The sequence below is a fragment of the Sphingorhabdus sp. genome (assembly GCF_044239005.1).
Taxonomy (GTDB): Bacteria; Pseudomonadota; Alphaproteobacteria; order Sphingomonadales; family Sphingomonadaceae; genus Sphingorhabdus_B.
The window spans coordinates 1-5,108 of the sequence record NZ_JBIICH010000133.1 but is presented as its reverse complement, the minus strand read 5'-3'; the positions used below and the strand labels follow the sequence as shown (position 1 = coordinate 5,108).

General features: G+C 56.8%; 5 protein-coding genes. 2 read left to right on the top strand and 3 right to left on the bottom strand.

What is annotated here, in order from left to right:
- Positions 1–26 precede the first annotated feature (26 nt).
- Complete coding sequence (gene msrB, locus ACILQA_RS09600) at positions 27–419, top strand: peptide-methionine (R)-S-oxide reductase MsrB (protein ID WP_395629492.1); 393 nt, start codon at positions 27–29, stop codon at positions 417–419.
- Between the two features lie 84 nt (positions 420–503).
- Positions 504–2,501, top strand: coding sequence for a transglycosylase domain-containing protein (locus tag ACILQA_RS09595; RefSeq protein ID WP_395629491.1), 1,998 nt, complete (start codon positions 504–506; stop codon positions 2,499–2,501).
- A gap of 56 nt (positions 2,502–2,557) precedes the next feature.
- On the opposite strand, the gene ribA is transcribed toward ACILQA_RS09595, so the two are convergent.
- From ribA to ACILQA_RS09580, 3 genes are all read right to left on the bottom strand, one after another.
- On the bottom strand, positions 2,558–3,622 hold the full coding sequence (gene ribA, locus ACILQA_RS09590; protein ID WP_395629490.1) for a GTP cyclohydrolase II: 1,065 nt from the start codon (positions 3,620–3,622) through the stop codon (positions 2,558–2,560).
- Positions 3,619–4,425: an exodeoxyribonuclease III gene (gene xth, locus ACILQA_RS09585; protein ID WP_183942344.1), complete on the bottom strand. Its 807-nt coding sequence runs from the start codon at positions 4,423–4,425 to the stop codon at positions 3,619–3,621. The genes ribA and xth overlap by 4 nt, the downstream gene beginning before the upstream one ends.
- 286 nt (positions 4,426–4,711) lie before the next feature.
- The coding region (locus tag ACILQA_RS09580; RefSeq protein WP_395629489.1) for an outer membrane lipoprotein carrier protein LolA at positions 4,712–5,108 on the bottom strand (397 nt) is incomplete at its 5' end.

Here is a 5,108-nt window from a genome sequence, read left to right as displayed (position 1 = left end):
CATCTGCATCAACGAAAGGCCGTTTCATGGAAAAAATTATCAAGTCCGACGCCGAGTGGCGCGCAGAATTGGACCCGGTTCAATATCATGTCCTGCGGGAGGCGGGAACCGAGCGGGCCTTTGCGGGTAAACTGACCGATGAAAAGCGCGAGGGCGAATTCCGCTGCGCTGGATGCGGAACGACCTTGTTTGCATCAGATACCAAGTTCGACAGCGGTTCGGGCTGGCCAAGCTTTACCGCGCCTGCGGACGGTGCAGCCATTGATGAGCTTATCGATGTCTCGCACGGCATGATCCGCACCGAGGTGCGCTGTGCGGCGTGTGAAGGGCATTTGGGGCATGTATTCCCCGATGGTCCGGGTCCAACAGGGCTGCGTTATTGCATCAACAGTGCAGCGCTTACATTCGACCCCGAATAAGAACGCGCTTGTCGGCGAGTCCGCGACCGATTAACACCCTGCGCAATGGCACGCGCGCGCAAAATTTCGAAAGAACGTCGCCCAATGGGAACGTGGATTTTACGTATCATCAAAGCCGGCGTTATCGCGGCACTTCTTGGCGTCATGGTGTTGGGCATTCTCGTGGCCATCGCTCGCGGCGAAATCGACAGCTTTGAAGATTTAAAGGCATCGCCCAATGGCCAGATGATCCGCGTTCGTGCCGCCGATGGCACCGTTATCCAATCACTTGGGCCAAGTTTCGGCCGATGGCTGGACATTGATCAGCTGCCGTCTGAAATGAAGGACGCGATGGTCGCGGTTGAAGACCGGCGCTATTATATCCATCCCGGTGTCGACCCTATTGGCATCACGCGGTCGCTTTATGTGCGCGCAATTGACGGACGCTGGACTCAAGGTGGCTCAACGATCACGCAGCAGCTGGCGCGTAACATTTACCTGAATAACAACAAGGAATTCGGGCGCAAAATCCGCGAGGTCATCCTTGCGCTGGCGATGGAAACGAAATTCTCGAAGGACCAGATACTCGAATTATATCTGAACAAGGTCTATTTCGGCGGCGGTGCTTATGGTGTTGATGCGGCGAGCCGAAAATTCTTCGATCATGGCGCGGAAGATCTCAGCCTCGCCGAAGCCGCGATCATTGCAGGGCTTGTAAAGGCGCCATCAAATTATTCGCCAACGGCAGATGCACAAGCTGCGATTGACCGCGCCACGGTGGTGGTAGGCGTCATGCAGGATGCCGGGATGATCTCCGCTGCCGAGGCCGCAGAGGTGAAGCCGGCTGACGTCAAAATGGCAAAACAGCAACCGCAAGACAGCGTGCGCTATTTCACCGATTGGGTTTTGCCACAATTGGACGGCCTGATCGACGAGACCGAAAAACCCATTGATGTGTGGACCACGCTTGATCTGAAAATGCAGCGCGCGGCAACGGCCGCGATAGCGGCAAACGCTCCGCGCGGCGCACAAGGTGCGCTGGTGTCAATTGACCGCGATGGCGCGGTTAAAGCGATGGTTGGCGGTACCGATTATGTGACCAGCAATTATAACCGTGCTGTCACCGCAGTCCGGCAACCAGGCTCGGCTTGGAAATTGTTCGTCTACTTGGCCGCGTTGGAAGCCGGGTTCCGTCCCGAAGACATGGTCGAAGATAAGCCCGTTGAAATAGAAGGCTGGCAACCCAAAAACAGCAACGGCCAGTACGCCGGTGAAATTTCACTGCGGACGGCGTTTGCCTATTCGAAAAACACCGTCGCAGCGCAGCTGGGGCAAGAGGTTGGCACCAGCAGCATTGCCAACATGGCACGCCGTTTTGGCATAACGACACCCATCAACACGCAGCCGTCGATGGTGCTTGGGACATCGGAAACCCGCGTTATCGACATGACGCAGGCATTTGCATCCGTGGGTTCCAATGGCCGCAGCATTACCCCTTATGGCATCTCCAAAGTCACCACCATTGATGGCGAGATTTTATACACGGCAAAGCCCGCCAGATCCGTGCAATTGGTCGAAGACTGGGTCGCAGCCGCCATGACGGACCTCATGCAGACCGCGGTTGCAACGGGCACGGGCCGCGCCGCCAATATCGGCCGTCCTGTCGCAGGAAAGACAGGTACCACGAGCAGCAACAAGGACGGCTGGTTCCTTGGCTTTTCGAGTGGTTTGACAACAGGTGTCTGGATGGGCCGCGATGATGCGCGTTCGATCGGCGGATTAGAAGGCGGCCGTGCGCCAGCACAAGCGTGGGCAGCCTATATGCGGGTTGCAGTATCGGGCCGCCCCGTTGAAAATTTTGCGACCGAAGTAACCTTCCCCGAACAATTAGAAGGCGAAGATTTTCTGCTTGGCGAAGGGGAAGAGGGGTTGCTGCTCGACGAAAACGGTATGCCGATTGAGGGAGACCCTGCTTTTGGCGATCCCGGTGCAATGCCAAGCACTGACCCAGAACCGTTGGATGACGCATTTATCGAGCGCGCTATCGGGCGCCGAGAACCCAGATCGTCACGCGACGAAGGGGGCCTTCGCGAACCGCAATAAGGTTCGGTCCTCGAGCGTCCGGGCATCGGAAACTGCCTGCAATTTGCGGCGCTTCGCTAAAGCGCGTGACCCGTGCGGCTCTTTTTCGTTTCGAGATAATGCGCATTATGCGGGTTCGCCGCGATTTTTAGCGGCAGTCGTTCTTCGACAGATATGCCAGCGGACTTAAGGCCTTCAACCTTTTCCGGATTGTTCGTGAGCAACCGGACGTTGGATATACCGAGCAGTTCAAGCATGCGGGCCGCGACCGAAAAATCGCGCGCATCAATGGCAAAGCCCAATCGGGTGTTGGCATCAACGGTATCAAACCCCTGATCCTGAAGCGCATAGGCACGCAATTTGTTGATCAGGCCAATGCCCCGGCCTTCCTGACGCAAATATAAAAGTATGCCCCAATTGGCGTCGGAGATTTGTTGTAACGCTTCGTGCAATTGAGGGCCACAATCGCACTTCAGGCTGCCCAGGACATCACCGGTCAGGCACTCGCTGTGCAACCGGACAACAGGCGGCGTGCCATCGCGTTTGCCGATGAGCAACGCGACATGATCTGACGCATCCACGTCCGTTCGAAATGCGACGATTTCAGCATCGACATTTGCGGCAACCGGCAACCGCGCACGCGCCGCAATGTGCAACGCCCCGCTATCGTCAAACGCAGCGACATCCTGCGGGGATACGGTCGCGGACGCGCGTTCCGAATCCGGCAACACCAAAAAGGCGGGAAGCAACCCGGCAAGCCGCGCAAGCTCAATGGCCGCAGCAGCAGAGGGTCCATCGGCGAGGGCCAATGCTTCAAACGGCCCCTTCATCGGGTAACGCAAATCGAGCGTTGGATCCGCCACCGCCAGCGCAAGGTTGATATCAAGGTCCGCTGGCGCCTTTATCATGACCGGCAAAGCGGTATCGGCGGCGGCGCGCTGGTTCATGAGTTTCAATGTAGCCGCGCGGCTCGCAGAAAGCAGGATGGCCCGCGCACCCGCAACGTCGCGCGCGGTTTCTATCGGTAAAAGGCAGAGCTGTTGGCCGAGATGTTCGACATTGATGGCCCAGCCACGACGCAGCGCGTCAATGGCCAGCGCCGCACGGCGGGCATCGCCCTCAATTGCGGGCGCACCGTTCAAAAGGCAAATTCCGTGACGATGGGCGCATGGTCAGATGGCTTGCCCCATCCGCGCACATGCTTATGCACCACATGCGACTTGGCCTTCTCTTTCAAGTCCGGCGTCACCCACATATGGTCAAGACGGCGGCCACGGTCGGATGTCTCCCAATCCTGCGCGCGGTAGCTCCACCATGTGTACAGCTTCTTCGACGGTTCGACAAAATGCCGCGCGAGATCAACCCAGTCCGCGGCTTCCTTAATCGCAGCCAAATGTTCGCATTCAATCTTTGTGTGGCTGACGACATTGACGAGCTGCTTATGGCTCCAAACATCATGCTCAAGCGGGGCAACGTTGAAATCACCCGTCAATATGGTCGGGCTGGTGACCGCACGCGACCACTCGGTCATGCGCGAGAGGAAGCCAAGCTTTTGTCCGAATTTCGAATTCACTTCGCTGTCGGGAACTTCACCGCCAGCGGGAATATAGACATTGTCGATCCGTACGCCCTTTGCGGCGTCGACATTCAGCTCCGCACCCACATGCCGCGCTTCGCCATTCGCTTGCCAATCTTCAACGCGGCGGTTGATTAAAGGCAGCTTGCTGACAATCGCGACACCATGATGCATCGGCTGACCGTTCAAAACCATGTGGCGATAGCCAAGCTGCCGAAACAATCCCTCCGGAAAAAGACTGTCGATGACTTTGGTTTCCTGCAGGCACAGGACGTCGGGCGCTTCTTCTTTCAGATAGCGTTCGACGATGTCGATGCGGGCGCGAACCGAATTGATATTCCACGAGGCGATACGGATGGTCTGAGACATAAGAATATGGCCCTATATGCCAGAAGCGGCAGGGGCAAGTCGGTGAAGTGAAATCCATGCCAAAAAAGCAAAGCCCTCATCCCGGGGGCATTTGGGATGAGGGCTAAGCTTGCGTTCGTCACGCGGATATCAGCGACGATTTAACGTCGTGGGCAACAGGGGGAAAACCACACGAACTCTCAATCGCTGACAATTGATTTATAGGATGACTTTCCTGTCGTTCAGATGAACAAATCTGGTCCGCTAGGCAGCTTGTCGGCAGTGAGCATCGGTTCGTCGACCAATTTTAAGATTTCCGTCGGACGGGCCGTGGATCTTTCCACGAAAATGCGCTGTCGGCGATTGCGCCATTATAGGTAACGTTGCTGAGCCGGATGCTTGTACGATTGTTTTTGGAATCAAGCGCGACCCATCCGTTCAGCGTCAATCCACCCGGCGCGCCGGGCTTGTTGACGAATATCATTGTAATGGTGCCATATTCAGGGCGCTTCGGGTCGCGAACTTCGACGCTGATGACATCATCTGTCGATGTGGGGACCAGTTTGCCAAAGCGCGCCAGATCCTTGCCCGGGTCAAGCAACGCGGCGAGCGGGCTGTTACGGATTGGCCAGCGCTGCACTTGTTTGACTTCATAATCGACCATGGTCAGCGCGCGTCCATCGGCGACGATCAACAACGGCACA